Genomic DNA, 16,249 nt, shown 5'->3' with positions numbered 1-16,249 from the left:
TCGATCTCTACCACGCCGCCGGCTTTCATGAATACCCGCGGCTTCGCCGGCGGCCAATCGGCCCGCGGGCCAACTCAGGCGGAAGTCATGATCAACGGCTTTTCCGGCGTGCGCACCATGCCGGCGGAGAAGCGGCGTTCGAGATAACCCGCATAGAGCGATAGCGGCCAGCATAGGGAAAAGTAGATCAGCGACGCCGTGCCAAACACCCAGACCGGCTCGAATGTGACGGTGTTGACCTGCACCGAGGCGCGGGCGACCTCGGTCAGGCCAATCAGCGAAGCGACCGAGGTCGATTTCACGATCTGCACCATGAAACCCACGGTCGGCGGCAGCATCAGCCGCACCGCCTGCGGCACGATCACCAGCCGAAGCGTGCGGACGAAACGGAAGCCGAGCGCAGTCGAAGCCTCCCACTGGCCTTTCGGGATCGCCTCGATGGCGCCGCGAAAAATCTCGCCGAAGAAGGCGCCGCCATTGAGTGTGAAGGTCAGCGCCGCGGCGGTCCAGGGGTCTGGCCGGTAGCCGAGCAGCGACGAGCCGTAATAGGCCATGAACAGTTGGATGAGCAGCGGCGTGCCCATGAAGAACTGGATGTAGGCACCAGCCAGCCAGCGCAGGATTTTCGATGGGGCGACGCGGATGGCGGCGACCACCATGCCCAGCACGCCGCCACCGACGAACGCGACGAGGGCCAGCAGGATCGTCCAGCGGGCGGCCATGAGGATGAACCAGAACTCGTTCGGGCCGAATTCGCGCAGGCTCATTGCTTCCACCTGAACAGCAGGCGGCCGAGGCCGGCAAGCAGCAGGCTCGCCGCCTGGACGACGACGAAATAGATGACGGCAACGAGGATGTAGACCTCGAAGCTGCGAAAGGTCTGCATCACCAGGTTGTTGGCGATGGCGGTAAGCTCCTCGGCGGCGATGGCGCCGACGATGGACGTGCCCATCAGTTGCAGGATGAACTGCGCCGACAGCGACGGATAGACGGCGCGCACGGCCGGGACGAGCACCACATGCCGGATGATGCGGTAGGAACTCAGCCCCAGCGACTTGGCCGCCTCGATCTGGCCGGCGGGAATGGACTCGACGCCGGCCCGCAGGATTTCCGTCGCATAGGCGCCGAGATGGATCGACAGCGCAATCACCGCCGACGTGCCCGGCGTGAACTTGAAGCCGATCAGCGGCAGCGAGAAGAACACGATGTAGAGCTGGATCAGCAGCGGCGTGTTGCGGATCAGCTCGACATAGGCGGCGATTGCCGCCGACAGCCAGCGCGGACCGAAGCCGCGGCCAACCGCGCCGAGAATGCCGATCATCGTGCCGAACAGGATCGACAGCACCGCGTATTGGAGGGTCTGCACGAGCCCCCACAGCAGCCTGTCGAGATGCACCAGAACGGGGCCGAATTGCAGGGCGGTCGTCATGGACATCCGTCGCGTGGCAATGAAAGCCGGGGCCGTCGGGGGCCCCGGCGATAAGGCTAACAGCAATCCGATCAGAAAACCGGCAGCGCCGGAAGCGGCTGGTTGCGGTATTTCATCGACAGGTTTTCCAGCGTGCCATCGGTCTTCAGCGTGAACAGCCAGGTGTTGATCCACTGGCGCAGATTGTCGTTGCCCTTGGCGACGCCGATCCCGAAATAGAAGGTCTTCAGAATGTACTTCTGCTCGAAATCGTCGCCGTTCTGCGCCTTCTTCAGGTAGATCTCGCCGTAGTCGCCGCCGCCCATCGCGTCGATTTGGCCGGACACCATGGCCTGCAGCAGCGAGGAATAGTCGTCGAAACGCAGGATCTCGATGCCGGGGTTGGTTTCCGCCGCCTTGGTCAGCAGGCCGTCCTCGCCGGTGCCGCGGGTGAGGCCGACCTTCTTGCCGACCAGGTCCTCCGGCCCCTTGATGGCTGTGCCTTTCGGCGCGATCACCACCGCCGACTGCCCGGCGTAAGGAATCGAATAGTCGATCTGGATGGCGCGGGCCGCGGTGATCGAGAAGATCGAGACGACGGCATCGACCTGTTTGGTGAGCAGCGACGGGATGCGGCCGGGCGAGGTGACCGTGACGAACTCGACCGGCACGCCGAGCGCCTCGCCCATCTTGTTGGCGACCTCGATGTCGAAGCCGGTCGGCTTCAGATCCTTGTCCAGGAAACCGTAGGGCGGCGTGGTGGTGTCGATGGCGACGATGAGCTTGCCGCGCGAGATGATCTCGTCGACCGTTTGCGCATAGGCCGGCGAAACAAGCGATGCCGCCGCGCACACGACAAGGGCCCCGAGCATCACGCCCAGCGAACCCCACTTCGATAGAATCCTCATGAACTCCTCCCGATGCATGTGACGCGCCGATCGCCCCCAACCCGAAAAAGCGGCGCGCGACATCGCGTTTCAGCCCGCCGGTCCGATATGGGCGCTTCGCTCTCCGCAAGCGCGATAAAGCCGTTCCTCCCGCTTTATAAAAACTATGCTATTATAATCTAATGGCCTTGTCCACGCGCGGCGCTACCGATATTGGCGATTGTTAACAAAAAACATTGCCAGCGGCCAGGGCGCCGATTGCGAAACCAGGCCGTCATACTATAATGCTATTATAACAGTCTTCGCCGGCCCGTCGGACACGGCCACGATCAGGTGGGGAAATGACCCGTTCAAGCAGCGCCGTCGCCGGCCCCGTTCACGCGGGGCGCAATCTGGACATCCCGCTCCTGCTACGCCTCTACGAGCAGATGGTGCTGCTCAGGCGCTTCGAGAGTGTCGCGCAGACCGCCTGCCGCAAGGGCGAGACACCCGGTTTCCTGCATCTCTATATTGGCGAGGAGGCAACGGCCGTCGGCGCCTGCGCGCACCTGCGGCCCACCGACTGGGTTACCTCGACGCATCGCGGCCATGGCCATGCGCTGGCCAAGGGTATGCATCCAAACATCCTGATGGCCGAGTTGTTCGGCAAGCGCGACGGCTGCTGCGGCGGGCGCGGCGGCACCATGCATCTCTACGACCGCTCGGTCGGCTTGTTCGGCACCAACGGCATCGTCGCCGCCGGCATCAGCCATGCGACAGGCGTCGGCATTAGCGCTCGCGCCCAGGGCCGCGACGACATCGGCGTCGCCTTCTTCGGCGACGGCGCGACCAACCATGCCGGCTTCCATGAATCGCTGAACTTCGCCGGCATCCAGCGCGCGCCGGCGGTGTTCGTCTGCGAGAACAATCTTTACGCGACCGCCACGCCGCTGAAGACCGCCACGCTCAACCCCGAGATCGCGACGCGCGCCGCCGCCTACGGCATTCCCGGCGTCGCGGTCGATGGTAACGACGTGCTGGCGATGTATGATGCGATGCGCGACGCGGTGTATCGGGCGCGGCGCGGCGACGGGCCGACGCTGATCGAAGCAAAGACCTACCGCACCGTTGGCCACCACGAGGGCGACCATGTCACCGGGACCTACCGCACCCAGGCGGAAGTTGACGAATGGCTGGGCCGCGACCCGGTGACCACCTTCCGCAAGAAGCTGCTGGAGGAATTCGAGGCGGCCGCCGCCGCCGAACTCGACGCCATCGACGAGCGGATCGAGAAGATCGTGCAGGAGGCGCTGGAGTTCGCGCGGCGCTCGCCCGAGCCGGATTCGGCGACCGCGTTCCATCACGTCTTCGCCGAGCCGCTCAACCCGCCCGACGCTCTGGCGGCAAAGCCGAAGACCGGCGGCCCGGTGACCAGCTGGCTCGACGCGGTGCGCGATGGCATCGCGGAAGAGATGCGCCGCGACCAGGCGATCCTGTATTTCGGCGAAGGCACTGGCGAGCGCGGCGGCACGTTCGCCCACACCAAGGGACTGTGGGCGGAGTTCGGCCCCAATCGCATGGTCGACACGCCGATCTCCGAGCAGGGTTTTACGGGTGCCGCCGTCGGCGCCTCGGCCACCGGCGCGCGAACGGTCGCCGATTTGATGTTCGCCGATTTCATGTTCGAGGCCGGCGGACAGATCGTGCTTCAGGCGGCGAAACTGCGCTACATGTCGAACAACCAGATGAACGCGCCGATGGTGGTGCGTGTCGGCGCCGGCGCGGTGCGCAGCGCCGGCCCGCATCATTCGGGCGCCTACCACCCCGTCTGGGCGCATGTGCCCGGCCTCATCGTCTGCGTGCCGTCGACGCCGGCCGACGCCAAGGGCCTGATGAAGACGGCGCTGCGGGCTTCCGACCCGGTGATGATGATGGAGATGAAGGCGCTATTCGCCACCAAGGGCGAGGTGCCGGAAGGCGAGCATCTGGTGCCGTTCGGCGTGGCGCGGATTGCCCGCAGCGGCAAGGACATCACTATTGTCTCCGCCGGACAGCTCGTGCACCGCAGCCTGGAGGCGGCGGAAACGCTTGCAGCGCAAGGCATTGAGGCGGAAGTCATCGATTTGAGGACGATCGTGCCGCTCGACGTCAAGACGGTGGCCGAGAGCGTCGCCAAGACGCACCGGCTGCTGATCGTCGACGAGGGCTGGGCGATGTGCGGCGTCGGGGCCGAGCTGGGCCAGGCGATGAACGAGATCGCCTTCGACGAGCTCGACGCGCCGGTCGCCCGGCTGCACACCGAGCCGGTTTCGCATCCGCTGGCCCCCTCGCTCGAGCGCATGATGCTGGTCGATGCGGCGAAGATCGTGGCGGCGGCCAAGGATGTCCTGGCCGGCCGTGCGCCGGTGCCGTGGCACTGGCGCTATCCGGGCCTCGCGGCGGCTGCGACTGCCGCGGCTTCTTCGGCCCCCGCCCCGGCGGCTGCGGCGAACACCAACCTCCCGGCACCCGCGCCAGCCGCAACACCAGCGCCGGGCGCAGCGGCAGGCAATGGCGGCGAGCCGATCACCATGCCGTTCGGCGACCTGACGGTCAGCGAAGGCACCATCATCCGCTGGGCCAAGGCCGAAGGCGAGGTCGTGAAGGCCGGCGAACTGGTGGCCGAGATCGAGACCGACAAAGCGGTGGTCGAGATCGAGGCGCCAGCGGCCGGCAAGCTCGCCATAGAACAAGCCGTCGGCACGGTGGTGCCGATGGGCGGCCGCATCGGCGCCGTGCGCTGACAGGCGTGACCATGACGATCGCCGTTGCTCCCGCGCCTTCCTCTGGCCGCATTCACGCCACGCCCTATGCCCGGCGGCTGGCACGCGAACGAAACCTGCCGCTTTCGGCGATTGCCGGCAGCGGCCCGAACGGCCGCATCACCGCGATCGACCTCGTCAATTTCCGGCAGGCTGCGGAACCTGCCGCGCAGCCCCTCGCCGCCGTGGCAACATCGCCGTCGGTGCCGTCGGCGCCCGACCTCACATCGCAGCAGGCGGCAACGATTGCGCAGCAGGCGGCTGGCAAAGCCGCGCCGACAGCCATCGCGGCCCGCGTCGATTTCGCGGCGCTCGACGCGCTGCTTGAGAGAATTGCGGAACTGAGGCCCGGCGTCGGGCGCGAGGACGTCTGCCTGCGCGCCGCCGCCCTGGCGCTTGGCGATGCCAGGGCGATGCGGCCGGCCAATACGATCCTGCTGCTGACCGCGCCGGACGGCCGGCAGGCCCTGAAGGGCCTCGCCGAGACTTCTCTGGGCGCCATCCCGAAACTGCGCCAAGGCGACGCCACGGCGGACGAGGCTGGCCTGGCGATCTCCTTCATCGGCCGCGCCGGCGTCAGGCCCGTCGCGGCGCAGCTTGTTGGTGCGCCGGCGCGGCTGGTGGTCGGCGCCGTCGAGAAGGACGGCGGCGCCGAATGCCTGCTGAGCTACGACGCCGACACCGTGCCGGACGACAAGGCGGAGGAATTTCTGGTTGGATTCCGCGACCTTGTGGAGACGCCGCTGCGCCTTCTGGTCTAGAAGGGGCGCGGCGAAACTCCACGGGAGGATAATGAATGGCGATCGAACCGATCGAAGGGTTTTTGTGTTCGGCAGCCGAGCTTTCGGCCTATGTAAGCGCGCTGCTGAAGGCCGGCGGCGCCAACGCTGAAAGCGCCGAGGCGGTGGCGCGGGCCGTCGTAGATGCCTCGTCGCGCGGGGTGGACACGCATGGCGTGCGGCTCGTGCCCTGGTACATGCAGATGCTGGAGGGCGGCCGCATCAACAAGACCCCAAAGGTCGCCTTCACGAAAAAAGCCTCGGCGGTCGGCCATGTCGATGCGGATGACGGGTTCGGCCATCTGGCCTCGTTCCGCGCCATCGAGGAAGGCATCGCGCTGGCGAAGGATAGCGGCGTTGCGGCGGTGACGGTGGGACGCTCGACACACCACGGCGCTTCCGGTGTGTATTCGCTGGCGGCCGCGCGTGCCGGCTTCGTGGCCATCAGCACGACCCATGCGGATCCCGCCGTTGTGCCGTTCGGCGGCACAAAGCCGTTTTATGGCACCAATCCGATTGCCTTCGCCGTGCCAGCGCCTGGCGAAGAACCGATGCTGCTCGACATGGCGACAAGCTCGATCCCCTACAACCGCATCTTCCTGCGCCGCGCCACCGGCACGCCTCTGCCGCCCGAAGTCGCGATGACCGCCGATGGTGTGCCGACCACCGATCCGTTCCAGGCGGCCGCCGTGCTACCGGTGGGCGGCGCCGGCTTCGGCTACAAGGGCGCCGGCCTGGCGGCGATGGTCGACATATTGTGCTCGGCATTTTCCGGCATGGGCCACGGTTTTACCATCCCGCCGCTGGCCGGCGACGATTACAGCAGGCCGATCCCGATCGGCCATTTCTTCCTGATCCTGAACCCCGCCATTTTCCAGGCGCTGGCCGCTTTCGACAGCCGCGTCGGCGCTTTCTTGAACGATCTGCGGGCGCAACCGGCGCAGCCCGGCCAGAAAGTGATGGCGCCGGGCGACGTGGAAAAAGCCGAGGCTGCGCGACGTGCAAGAAACGGCATTCCAATAGACCGGACGACATGGGCATCGCTGGCCGAATACGCCGGCCGCTACGACCGCAAGGTTCCAGATGCCCGGGAAACTTCCAGCGGTGCGGGGGCGAAGGCATGAACATCGATCTCGACGGTAAGGTGGCGCTTGTCGGAGGCGCCGAAGGCGTTCTTGCCCCGGCGATACACCAAACGCTTGCCGCCAATGGCGCGAAGGTCGTCGATATCGATCCGGCGAAGCCAGATGCGCCCTACGACGAGGGCGACCCGTTCGTGCTCGTCCTGATCAGCCAGGGCGCCAACGGCCTGCCCGAGGCGGACACGGACAGCGGGAGCGAACGCCGGGATTTCGCCTGCGCGATCAGGCACCTGGCCCCGCGCGTGAAGCGGGTCGTGCTGGTGTTTTCGTCGGCCGGCCTTGTGCCGGTAAAAGGTTTCGCCGAGTTTTCGGCGGACCAGGCGGCGCTGGCTTCAATGACCCGAACGCTGGCGATGGAACTCGGGCCGTCCGTGGCCGTCAATGCGGTGTCGGTCGGAGCCTACGAGGCCGGCGGCGACGTGCGCACGGCGCGTTTCCTCACCCATACGGGCGTCAAGCGGCCGGCCACCTTGAGCGAGATCACGGCGGCGATGCTGTTCCTGGCCGATCCCGACAATGGGTACATGACCGGACACACGTTGAATGTCGATGGCGGCTGGGCGGCGGGCTATGCACGGAATTTTTGAGGACATGACCTTGGTGGCCTTCGTTCAGGAAAGGGTCGAGCATGCGCGCTGATCTTTCGGGGCAGGTCGTCTTCATCACTGGTGCGGCAGGCGGAATCGGCCGCGCAACCGCGCATCGGCTGGCCGCAAACGGCGCGTCGATCGTCGTCGCCGACATAGACGCGGACGGCGCCGGGCGCGTCGCCGCCGAGTTGCCCAGCGCGCTCGCGGTATCGATGGACGTGCGCCGCGCCGAGGACGCGAAGCGCGCCGTCGACGCGACGCTGGAGAAATTCGGCAGGATCGACGTCCTGATCAACAATGCCGGCGTCAACTCGATGAAGGAACGAGTCAACATCGACAAATTCTCGGAGGATGAATGGCGCCGCATCGTCGGCATCGACCTCGACGGTCTCTATGTCGTGAGCCATGCCGCTCTGCAGCCGATGGTGGCGCACGGGCACGGCCGGATCGTCAATATCGCGTCCGTGATCGGCGTTGCGGGGTTTCGGCTGCAAAGCGCCTTCAGCGCGGCCAAGGCAGGCATGATCCACCTCACCCGTTCCATGGCGCTGGAACTCGGACCGAAGGGAATCCTGGTCAATTCGCTGGCCCCCGGCTCGGTGCTGACCGAGGGCACCAAGCAGCTATTTTATGGTGACGACGGCACGTTCCGGGCTCAGATGGCCGGCTTCATGAGCCACATACCGCTCGGCCGGCCGGCGCATGTCGAAGAGATCGCCGAGGGTATCCTGTTCCTCTGCGCGCCGGAAAATTCCTACATGACCGGCCACCTTATGATGGTCGATGGCGGCTGGACGGCGGGGTTCATGTTTTGAGAGTGCTGCGCCCACCTCCCCCTGAGGGGAGGTGAACGCCGCACCCTTCGCCTACCGCCCGTAGGACGACGCCCGCGTCTCGACGGGCACCGGCTCTTTGCCCTGATACTCCCGCCATTCCTTCATCATCTGAACAATGCCCAGGCGATAGAAATAAAGCTCGCTGCCGGAAGCGATCATCGAGAATCCCTCGTCGAAAAGTTCAAGGCTGCTGCGGCCGACGCGCGGCACGGTGGCAAGCGGCTTTCCCGCCTCGCGGGCTGCCGCCATCGCCCGACGGATCTGGCGGTCAACTTCCGGCGCGCCGGTCTGGTTGGGGAAGCCTATGCTGCCGGACAGGTCCGTCGGCCCGATGAAGATGACGTCTACTCCCTCGACACCGGCGATCTCGCGTGCATTCTCGACGCCCATGCCGGTTTCGATCTGCACGACGATCAGCAGATTGTCGTCGGCCTCCTCATAGTAGCGTGGGTAGAGGCCAAAACTCGAGGCGCGCGCCGCGTCCCAGGCGTTGCCACGCTTGCCGCGCGGCGGAAAACGCACCGCCTCGACGATGGCGCGGGCCTGCGCCGCACTTTCCACCATCGGCACCAGCAGCGCGTCGCAGCCTGCCTCGACCAACCGGCGCAGGTAGACTGGATTGTCGGAGGGTACGCGAATAACCATGGTGGTGTCGGTGCAGGCGGCCGCCCGCATCATATCGACGGCGTGCTGCAGTTCGCCCGCCCCATGCTCCTCGTCCATGATGATGAAGTCGAAACCGGCTACCGCCGCCATCTCCGCGAAGGTCGGACAAGCGCTTTGCAACCAGGTGCCGATGGATTTCTCGCCAGCGAGAACACGGGCCTTCAGGCGATTGGGGCGAAACATTCTTTTGGTCCTCGGAGTGAGATCAGGATGAGCGATTGGCGGCGAAACGGGCGAGTTTTGCCTGAAAGCCGGGTCGGTCGAGCACTTGCCGGTTGACGACATTGTCGGGAACGAGGCCATGCGCGGCGCGCAAGATTCCGTTCGACACCGAAACCATGGTCAGGCGCGCGGCGTCACGCGTCGACGGCAGCCAGTGCGGCGTCAGGATAACGTTTTCGAACTTCGTCAGCGGGTGGTCGGGCGGGATTGGCTCGTGCTCGAACACGTCGAGCCCGGCGCCGGCGATCAGGCCATCACGCAGCGCCTCGACCAGTTCGGGCTCGCGCACGATCTCGCCGCGCGCGACATTGATGAAATAGGCGCTGCGTTTCATGCGACGGAAGTCGGCCATGCCGATGGTGCCGCGCGTCGAGGCGTCGAGCCGGTTGTGCAGGCTGACGAAGTCGGAGCGTTCCAGCAGCTCATCCAGCGACGGCACCAGCGTCACGCCGAGCGCGGTGGCTTCCTGTCGGTCGGCGCGCGGCGAAAAGGCGATGATCTCCATGCCCCACGGCCGCATCAGCCGCGCCAATTCACGACCGCTGGCGCCGAGCCCGACGATGCCCAGCATTTTTCCGGGCAGGTCGATGCCCATGGTCCGCGGCTGCAGATCCCAGTGTCCACGATGCACCAGCCGCTCCTGTTCGGTCAGGCGTTTTGCCAGCGCCAGGACGAACAGGAAGGCAGAGGAGGCCGTCGCATGGGCCAGCGTGTCTGGCGCGTTGAACACCGCCACGTCATTCTCGGTGCAGGCGGCAAGGTCGATCTTGTCGATGCCGGCCCCTGCCCTGCCGATGACAGTCAGCCGCTCGGCGCCGTTGGCGAAGGCCGACGCCCTGACCCACGGCCGGAAGATGACGATCGCCTCGGAGCGGGCCACCTGTTCCGGCGTGACTTCCAGCGAATAGAGGCGGTCCCAATAGCCGGTGTCGCCGGGCTGGGGGCTCTGCTCGGTTAGGAAACCCTGCGAGATGAATGATTTGCCGGCGTAGAGATCGAGCGCGATGTCGGGCACGGTGAGCTTTCCGTGGTCGTCCAGATAGTCGCCGGTGTAGTTGACGGTGAAGAGGGTCATGCAGCGCGCTCATTGACGAATGGGCGCAACGCTGGCGCCCCCCTCCCCCTTGTGGGGAGGGGTAAGGGGTGGGGGTGCTGCCGCACACTCCCGATCCGATTACCAAGCAACTCGGGCGCAGGCCGAGCCTGTCTCGACCCCCACCCCTTACCCCTCCCCACAAGGGGGAGGGGGGCGCCAGCGTCACGCCTATCCATCACCACACCTTCAAACTCTCTTCCGTGGTCGTCTCGATCCGCGCATTCGGCCGCGCGAACAAATCATCGCGCAGCTTCGTGCCCAGACCCGGCTTGTCGGGCAACACGAGATTGCCCTCGACCACCTGGATGCGGTCCTCGACCACGTCGTCGTACCAGCCGTCGATGTAGCCGCGCACGGTTTCCATGATCAGGCCGTTCGGCGCGTTGAGCATCATGTGGGTGGCGGCCCACAGCGCCACCGGGCCGATCGTGTCGTGGCAGGTGAAGGGCAGCATCGCCGTGTCGGCCATGGCCGCCACCTTGCGGCCCTCGGTCAGGCCGCCGCCCCAAGAGAGGTCCATCATGACGATGTCGGTGGCCGCCTTCTCGATCCAGGGGCGGAAGCCGAAGCGGGTGAAGACGCGCTCGCTCTGGCAGATCGGCACGCTGGTCTCGGCCTTCAGCCGCACGAAGGCGTCGACATTGTCGGGCGGCATGATTTCCTCCAGCCACATCACGTCGAACGGTTCGAGCGCTTTTGCGATCTTCACCGACGACGGCAGGTCCCAGCGGCAATGGCCCTCGATGGCGATCTGCATCCTGTCACCGACGATGCGGCGGATGTCCTCGACGATGGCGACGCCGGCCTTCAAATCGTCGTTGGAGATGCCAAGCCCGCGCGTGCCGGCGGCGGTCCTGGCGCCCCACACCATGGTGTCGCCGCGCTCGTTGCCGGGGCCGCCGAGCCCGGTGCCGAACTGGTCGAACGGCCAGATCTTCATGGCTGATATGCCCTGCTTCAGCAGGTCCTGCGCCAGTTCGCCGGCCTTGCCGGTCAGCCATGCGTCGAGGTCGCCCGCATGCCGGCCCGAACCGACGCAGGTGTTGTAGACGCGGATGCGATCGCGGCTGCGGCCGCCAAGCAGCGTATGGATCGGCAGGCCGGCGATCTGGCCGAGCAGGTCCCACAGCGCCACGTCGAGCGCCGAGATAGCGCGCATCTCCGCGCCCATGACGCCGCAGAAATTGGTCAGCGCGAACATGTTCTGCCAATGGTTCTCGATGTCGCGCGGGTCGCGGCCGATCAGCAACGGCGCGTAGACGTCATGCACGATCGAGGCCACCGCGCGTGGCAGGTAATAGGTCTCGCCGATACCGGAGAGGCCGGTATCGGTATGGACGCGGACCCACAGGTTGTTGGGCAGCGCCTGCCGCGCCTTTGGGTTCTGCTTCTGCCATTCAGCCGCCGGCAGCGCCTCGAACCAGATCGTTTCGATCTTCGTGATCTTCATGTCTTCTCCCCCTCCCGCAGCCCTAGCCCTTCACCGAGCCGGCGGTCAGGCCGCGCAGCACGTGCCGCTGTATCGCCATGTAGAAAAGCACGGGCAGCACCGAAAACACCACGCCGGCAGCCATCAGCATGAACAGCGGCGTGTCGAGCTGCGTCATCAGCGTCGCGATGCCGAGCGACGCCGTGTAGAGATCATTGTCGATGATCAGCGTGGAGGCGAACAGATATTCGTTCCAACTGGCGAAGAAGGCGATGACGCTGACCGCGACGAGGCCGGGTTTTGCCAGCGGCAGGTAGACGCGCGGCAGCACCGAAAGCCGGTTGCAGCCGTCGATCAGCGCCGCCTCCACGACCTCCTTCGGCACAGCGTCGAAGGCGCTTTTCAGCACCCAGGCGCAGAGCGGCACGACGAAGGCGACATGCAGAAGTGCCAGAGCCAGCAGGCTATCCGTCCAGGCGAGGCTGCGGTAGAGCGCCAGCACCGGCGCCACGACGATCGCCGCTGGCATGATCTGGGTGAACAGCAGGAGCAGGCCGAAGGCGGAACGACCGCGCCAGTTGAGGCCCGACAGCGCGTAAGACGCGGGGATAACGAAGGCCAGCGTGACGGCGACGACAAGTGCCGCCACGAAGGTCGAGTTCACCAGCCAGTGCGCGATCGGCTTCTCGCGGAAAAGCTGGGCGTAGGCATCCCAGTTGAAGCCTTTTGGAAAGAGCGGCGGCGGATAGGACAGGGAAAACTCTGTCGGCTGGATTGCGGAGAGCAGCATCCAATAGACCGGGAAGAAGACCACCGCGCAGACAAGGATCAGGGTGGCTATGCGGAGCCATTCGGCTGCTCGCGAACCCACCGCGCCCTGCTGAGAGAGTTCGGTAGCCGTCATCTCGGCGACCGGAATTGGCTGATGACATTCCGCCCCCTCCACCACGCTTCGCGTGGTCCCCCTCCCCCGTGAACGGGGGAGGATCCGCGTTGATGGCGGCCGCGACCTTGGATCCTCCCCTGCGAAGCGGGGGACGGGGACCGCCGAAGGCGGTGGAGGGGGCATATGACGTTAGCCACGCTCATTCTTCCCTCGCCAGCCGCCGCTGGATAATGACAAACGCGATCGTTGCCAGCGCCGAGATTAGAAATCCGATGACGGCAAAAGCGCCGGCGTAGCCGAAATTGTAGAAGCGGAAGGCCTGCAGGTAGATGGCGACCGCCAGAGTGGTCGTGGCGTCGACCGGCCCGCCTCCGGTGATCAGCCAGATCAGGGTGAATTGCTGGGTCGAGAAGATGAAGGCGAGCACGGCCAGCAGCGCGATGGTGTCGCGGATGTCGGGCAGCGTAACATGGAAGAACTGGCCGATCGGTCCCGCTCCGTCGACCCGCGCCGCATCATAGAGTTCGTCGGAGACATTCTGCAGGGCGGCCAGCAGCACCAGCGAATAGAAGGGAAACCCCTTCCACACTGTCACGATGATGATGGTCGCCATGGCCAGCGTCGGATCGAGCAGCCATTGCTGGTTGTCGCCCACCCAGGGCAGCAAGCGCGCCAGCCGGTTGAAGACGCCGAAGGTGGGATCAAGCATCAGTACGAAGGTGATGGCGACCGGTACGTCGGGGATCGCCCAGGGAACGGTGAGGATGGAACGAACGACACCGCGTCCGCGAAAACTCCAGTTCATCAGAAGAGCGACTGCGAGTGCGACGAGGAGGATGATCACGTCGACGAACAGCACATAGATGAAAGTCGCCTTCAGCATCTGCCAGAAGGCCGGGTCGGCGACCATGAAGCGGAAATTGTCGAGGCCGAGATCGCCGGCTGGCCCTTCGAGGCTGAACAGGCTGCCGCGGACGATGGGATAGAGGATGAAGACGCATTCCAGCGCGAGCGCCGGTAAGATGAGCAGGTAAGGCAGTGCCTTACCGTCGACGAGCGAGCGACGAGAGGTATCGGCGGGGGAGATGGTGGCGACTGACACGCGGGTCTCGGTCAACCGACGCGACAAAGATCGATGGGCGACACAGCGGAACGCCTGCGCTCTACGTTGCCCCCCTCTGTCCTACCGGACATCTCCCCCACAAGGGGGGAGATTGGCTGCTTCGTCGCCTGAGACCATCGCGTGTCGTCGACGATTGACGAAATTAGAACCGCCGGCCCGATCTCCCCCCTCGTGGGGGAGATGTCCGGCAGGACAGAGGGGGGCAACGTAGAGAGCATGTGGTTCAAGCTGCCCCGCTCGGACGACGAAATCAAATCCGCGCCGCCAGCGCTTCCAGTTGCTTCTGCGCCGCGTCCATCGCATCCTTCACCGTGCCGCCCGGCTGCAGAGCGCGCTGGAAATTCTGCATGATGATGCGACCGAACTGGTCGTCGACATAGGCGAAGTCGCCCATGACATCGATCGGCGAGACCTGTTTCGCTTCGTTGTAGCCGGTGACCCAGGGTTTGTCGGCGAGGAAGGTTTTGAACTTTTCCGACTTCGCCGCGAGGTCGTAGGGCGGGATGACGTAGAGGTTGGTCTCCATCAGGTCGGCCATCACGTCCGGCGACATGGCGAACTTTATGAATTCCATCGCGCCGTCCAAATTCTTCGAGGAATTCAGCGCGATCAGCGGATGGATGCGGTCGAGCGAGCGCTTGCTTGCCCATGGCGGCGCGGCCGACAGCAGGTTCGGGTAGATGTCGGGGTTGGTGGCGCGCAGCACGACCACCGTCGGGTTGACGCCGAACGCCTGGGCGACGCGCCCGTCGGCGGCGAGCTTCATGATCGCGCCTTGCGCCGTGCCCTGCGGCACGCCGGCCTCATAGAGCGCCTTCCACAGTTCCAGGCCCTTGACCGTCTCGGGCGAATTGGCGAGCGGCGTCTTGCCCTCCGCCCATTTGCCGTCGAAGGGCAGGCAGAAATTCTGGAGCTGGAACCACCACTCGCCGCCATCGGCGATGGTGTTGGTCAGCGCAATGCCGAACTGCTCCGGCCGCTTGGTCAGCTTCGCCGTGGTCTCCACCCATTCGTCGGCGGAGGTCGCGGGCTTCACGCCGGCGTCGGCGAACAGTTTTTTGTTGTAGACGAGGGCAAAATTCACGTCGATCGCCGACAGGCCGTAGAGCTTTCCGTCCTGCTTCAGGAATTCATGGCCGCCGCTTGGCGTGATGCCGAGTTCGGCGACGATCGGATCGAGCGGCTCGGCCAGCTTGAATTTGCGGATGGTCTGGGCGGCGAGGTCGGGCATCGCCATCAGCACGTCGGCGTCGATGCCTCCGGCCTGCGCCTGGATGACGACATTCGACGCAAACTGGCTCGCGGGCCAGCCGGTCCACTCGACCAGATATTTCGACTGCGACCGGTTGAACTTGTCGAAAAGGGCATTCCAGCCCTCCTTCTCGCCCGGCTGGAACTGCTCCCAGCTCATCACCTTTAGGACCGCCCGGTCCTGCGCGAAAACGCGCCGGGAGGGGACGATCGCCGTCGCGCCGAGCACGGCCGCGCCAGCCATGAAACCCCGCCGCGACAGGCTTGGATTGAAGACCGCGATGCCGCGATCACCGCGCGAAGACTTCGGCATGCCACTCCTCCCTGGCTTGCCCGGCAGCGTCACAAGACCCGTTGCGCCGGGAACTGTTTATTGTTTACAATCCGAGCGTAGAGTCTGGAATGGGCATGTGTCAAGGCAAGACCGATCAGGACGGGGACGAAACGCGGCCGCTGGCGTGCAGGCTGGCGAGCAGACGGTCCTTGGCGCGGTTGATGTGGGTTTCGATGGTCTCCTGCGCGATTGCCGTGTCGCCGCCGCGGATCACGTCGAGCAGCAGCATATGATCGCGGTGCCAACTGTCGAGATAATCGTCAGGCAGCGCATCGCGCAGCATCAGGAACATCATCAGTTGCGAGCGCAGCGTCTCCCAGGTGCGGTAGAGCCGCCGGTTGCCGGAAGCGCGGAAGATCGCGTCGTGGAACTCGATGTCGAGGTCTGCCACCAGCCGCCGGGAGACGTCCGCCCGAGGCGTCGCGCGGAAACGCTCGAGCACCGCCTCGATCTCTGCCAGTTCCTTCGCGCCTGCCTTGCGGCTCGCCTGCTCGATCGCCAGCCGCTCAAGCGCCAGCCGCAGGCTGTAGATGTCCTCGACGTCGTCTTGCGAGACCTCGCCGACGGTGGCGCCGCGATGCGGCTCGTGGACGACCAGGCCCTCCTGCTGGAGCCGAAAGATGGCCTGCCGCACCGGGCCGCGGCTCACCTTCAGCGACGCCGCCAGATCCTCCTCGATCAGCCGCGCACCCGGCCGGATCTTTCCGGACAGGATAGCGTCGCGGATGGCGTCCACCACGTCGTCGGTGAGGACGCGGCGAGGCGTCGGCGAAAGGTCGTAGGAATCGTCGCTCATCGTCAATTGGATACAATCAACGGG

Annotated in this window: 15 protein-coding genes; 5 read left to right on the top strand and 10 right to left on the bottom strand. The window is 65.5% G+C overall.

Annotated elements, in window-relative coordinates; genetic code table 11:
• Positions 1 to 74 precede the first annotated feature (74 nt).
• The 3 genes from RB623_RS15030 to RB623_RS15020 form a co-directional block, all read right to left on the bottom strand.
• Entirely contained in the window at positions 75 to 767 is a 693-nt protein-coding gene (locus RB623_RS15030) for an amino acid ABC transporter permease (RefSeq protein ID WP_308057677.1), read from the bottom strand.
• Complete coding sequence (locus RB623_RS15025) at positions 764 to 1,429, bottom strand: amino acid ABC transporter permease (RefSeq protein ID WP_308057676.1); 666 nt, start codon at positions 1,427 to 1,429, stop codon at positions 764 to 766. Before RB623_RS15025 ends, RB623_RS15030 begins: the two co-directional genes overlap by 4 nt.
• Positions 1,430 to 1,500: 71 nt before the next feature.
• Positions 1,501 to 2,316: a transporter substrate-binding domain-containing protein gene (locus tag RB623_RS15020; RefSeq protein WP_308057675.1), complete on the bottom strand. Its 816-nt coding sequence runs from the start codon at positions 2,314 to 2,316 to the stop codon at positions 1,501 to 1,503.
• 320 nt (positions 2,317 to 2,636) lie between these two features.
• Between RB623_RS15020 and RB623_RS15015 the strand changes: the two genes are divergently transcribed.
• The 5 genes from RB623_RS15015 to RB623_RS14995 are packed head-to-tail and all read left to right on the top strand — an operon-like array spanning position 2,637 to position 8,401.
• Complete coding sequence (locus RB623_RS15015; RefSeq protein ID WP_308057674.1) at positions 2,637 to 5,057, top strand: pyruvate dehydrogenase complex E1 component subunit beta; 2,421 nt, start codon at positions 2,637 to 2,639, stop codon at positions 5,055 to 5,057.
• Positions 5,058 to 5,068: 11 nt separating this feature from the next.
• Positions 5,069 to 5,836: an E3 binding domain-containing protein gene (locus RB623_RS15010; RefSeq protein ID WP_308057673.1), complete on the top strand. Its 768-nt coding sequence runs from the start codon at positions 5,069 to 5,071 to the stop codon at positions 5,834 to 5,836.
• 35 nt (positions 5,837 to 5,871) lie between these two features.
• The gene (locus RB623_RS15005) at positions 5,872 to 6,978 is read left to right on the top strand and encodes an Ldh family oxidoreductase (RefSeq protein ID WP_308057672.1); all 1,107 of its coding nucleotides are present in this window, start codon (positions 5,872 to 5,874) and stop codon (positions 6,976 to 6,978) included.
• Positions 6,975 to 7,583 (top strand): SDR family oxidoreductase, encoded by a 609-nt coding sequence (locus RB623_RS15000; protein ID WP_308057671.1) that lies wholly within the window; start codon positions 6,975 to 6,977, stop codon positions 7,581 to 7,583. Before RB623_RS15005 ends, RB623_RS15000 begins: the two co-directional genes overlap by 4 nt.
• A 41-nt stretch (positions 7,584 to 7,624) precedes the next feature.
• Complete coding sequence (locus RB623_RS14995) at positions 7,625 to 8,401, top strand: SDR family NAD(P)-dependent oxidoreductase (RefSeq protein WP_308057670.1); 777 nt, start codon at positions 7,625 to 7,627, stop codon at positions 8,399 to 8,401.
• A gap of 51 nt (positions 8,402 to 8,452) precedes the next feature.
• Here RB623_RS14995 and RB623_RS14990 read toward each other — a convergent pair whose 3' ends face one another.
• From RB623_RS14990 to RB623_RS14960, 7 genes are all read right to left on the bottom strand, one after another.
• Positions 8,453 to 9,271 carry an aldolase/citrate lyase family protein gene (locus RB623_RS14990; RefSeq protein ID WP_308057669.1) on the bottom strand — a complete coding sequence of 273 codons (819 nt, stop codon included), beginning with the start codon at positions 9,269 to 9,271 and terminating at the stop codon, positions 8,453 to 8,455.
• A gap of 22 nt (positions 9,272 to 9,293) precedes the next feature.
• The gene (locus RB623_RS14985; RefSeq protein ID WP_308057668.1) at positions 9,294 to 10,385 is read right to left on the bottom strand and encodes an NAD(P)-dependent oxidoreductase; all 1,092 of its coding nucleotides are present in this window, start codon (positions 10,383 to 10,385) and stop codon (positions 9,294 to 9,296) included.
• A gap of 196 nt (positions 10,386 to 10,581) precedes the next feature.
• Positions 10,582 to 11,856, bottom strand: coding sequence for a mandelate racemase/muconate lactonizing enzyme family protein (locus RB623_RS14980; protein WP_308057667.1), 1,275 nt, complete (start codon positions 11,854 to 11,856; stop codon positions 10,582 to 10,584).
• A gap of 22 nt (positions 11,857 to 11,878) precedes the next feature.
• Positions 11,879 to 12,739, bottom strand: coding sequence for a carbohydrate ABC transporter permease (locus RB623_RS14975; protein WP_308057666.1), 861 nt, complete (start codon positions 12,737 to 12,739; stop codon positions 11,879 to 11,881).
• A 181-nt stretch (positions 12,740 to 12,920) separates the two neighbouring features.
• Positions 12,921 to 13,823, bottom strand: a complete 903-nt coding sequence (locus RB623_RS14970) for a sugar ABC transporter permease (RefSeq protein WP_308057665.1) — start codon at positions 13,821 to 13,823, stop codon at positions 12,921 to 12,923.
• A gap of 271 nt (positions 13,824 to 14,094) precedes the next feature.
• Complete coding sequence (locus RB623_RS14965; RefSeq protein WP_308057664.1) at positions 14,095 to 15,408, bottom strand: extracellular solute-binding protein; 1,314 nt, start codon at positions 15,406 to 15,408, stop codon at positions 14,095 to 14,097.
• A gap of 115 nt (positions 15,409 to 15,523) precedes the next feature.
• On the bottom strand, positions 15,524 to 16,225 hold the full coding sequence (locus RB623_RS14960; protein WP_308057663.1) for a GntR family transcriptional regulator: 702 nt from the start codon (positions 16,223 to 16,225) through the stop codon (positions 15,524 to 15,526).
• Positions 16,226 to 16,249 lie beyond the last annotated feature (24 nt).

Source organism: Mesorhizobium sp. LHD-90, from assembly GCF_030929505.1.
Lineage (GTDB): Bacteria > Pseudomonadota > Alphaproteobacteria > Rhizobiales > Rhizobiaceae > Kumtagia.
The sequence above is the reverse complement of the archived record's forward strand: the minus strand, read 5'-3'. Positions and strand labels throughout refer to the sequence as shown.

What these genes read in the sequence shown, in the direction of transcription:
- RB623_RS15030 (WP_308057677.1), bottom strand. Translation starts at nt 767, where the DNA reads ATGAGCCTGCGCGAATTCGGCCCGAACGAGTTCTGGTTCATCCTCATG.
- RB623_RS15025 (WP_308057676.1), bottom strand. Translation starts at nt 1,429, where the DNA reads ATGACGACCGCCCTGCAATTCGGCCCCGTTCTGGTGCATCTCGACAGG.
- RB623_RS15020 (WP_308057675.1), bottom strand. Translation starts at nt 2,316, where the DNA reads ATGAGGATTCTATCGAAGTGGGGTTCGCTGGGCGTGATGCTCGGGGCC.
- RB623_RS15015 (WP_308057674.1), top strand. Translation starts at nt 2,637, where the DNA reads ATGACCCGTTCAAGCAGCGCCGTCGCCGGCCCCGTTCACGCGGGGCGC.
- RB623_RS15010 (WP_308057673.1), top strand. Translation starts at nt 5,069, where the DNA reads ATGACGATCGCCGTTGCTCCCGCGCCTTCCTCTGGCCGCATTCACGCC.
- RB623_RS15005 (WP_308057672.1), top strand. Translation starts at nt 5,872, where the DNA reads ATGGCGATCGAACCGATCGAAGGGTTTTTGTGTTCGGCAGCCGAGCTT.
- RB623_RS15000 (WP_308057671.1), top strand. Translation starts at nt 6,975, where the DNA reads ATGAACATCGATCTCGACGGTAAGGTGGCGCTTGTCGGAGGCGCCGAA.
- RB623_RS14995 (WP_308057670.1), top strand. Translation starts at nt 7,625, where the DNA reads ATGCGCGCTGATCTTTCGGGGCAGGTCGTCTTCATCACTGGTGCGGCA.
- RB623_RS14990 (WP_308057669.1), bottom strand. Translation starts at nt 9,271, where the DNA reads ATGTTTCGCCCCAATCGCCTGAAGGCCCGTGTTCTCGCTGGCGAGAAA.
- RB623_RS14985 (WP_308057668.1), bottom strand. Translation starts at nt 10,385, where the DNA reads ATGACCCTCTTCACCGTCAACTACACCGGCGACTATCTGGACGACCAC.
- RB623_RS14980 (WP_308057667.1), bottom strand. Translation starts at nt 11,856, where the DNA reads ATGAAGATCACGAAGATCGAAACGATCTGGTTCGAGGCGCTGCCGGCG.
- RB623_RS14975 (WP_308057666.1), bottom strand. Translation starts at nt 12,739, where the DNA reads ATGACGGCTACCGAACTCTCTCAGCAGGGCGCGGTGGGTTCGCGAGCA.
- RB623_RS14965 (WP_308057664.1), bottom strand. Translation starts at nt 15,408, where the DNA reads ATGCCGAAGTCTTCGCGCGGTGATCGCGGCATCGCGGTCTTCAATCCA.
- RB623_RS14960 (WP_308057663.1), bottom strand. Translation starts at nt 16,225, where the DNA reads ATGAGCGACGATTCCTACGACCTTTCGCCGACGCCTCGCCGCGTCCTC.